Source organism: Scytonema sp. PCC 10023 (assembly GCF_963920835.1).
Taxonomy (GTDB): Bacteria; Cyanobacteriota; Cyanobacteriia; order Cyanobacteriales; family Nostocaceae; genus Kalymmatonema.
The window spans coordinates 1-257 of sequence record NZ_CAWUDP010000400.1 but is presented as its reverse complement, the minus strand read 5'-3'; the positions used below and the strand labels follow the sequence as shown (position 1 = coordinate 257).

The 257-nt window shown below is 63.4% G+C and carries 1 protein-coding gene; it reads right to left on the bottom strand.

Annotated elements, in window-relative coordinates:
* Positions 1-185 (bottom strand): hypothetical protein (locus ACM0OZ_RS49355; RefSeq protein WP_414590237.1); only part of this gene is annotated, 185 nt, incomplete at its 3' end.
* Between the last annotated feature and the right edge of the window lie 72 nt (positions 186-257).

The window sequence follows — 257 nt, the reverse complement described above, 5'->3', positions numbered from 1 at the left end:
GCATAAGGCGTCAGGACGGCGGAGACCAGAAAGGCGCCGGAAAGCGCCAGAAACACCGGTCCTGTGCCGATCCCCAGCGCCGCCGCCGCAGGATCGGCCATGACGCCCAGAAGATAATAGCTGGAGGCGAAGGCCACCGCCTGGCCCAGGCCAAGCACGAGAACAATCATACGAACAGAAGACATCGCGCGGGGATGCCGCAGGTCGCGCCGCGCGGAAATCGAGTTTCAGGCCTGCGCTATGTGCGTAAAACTCAC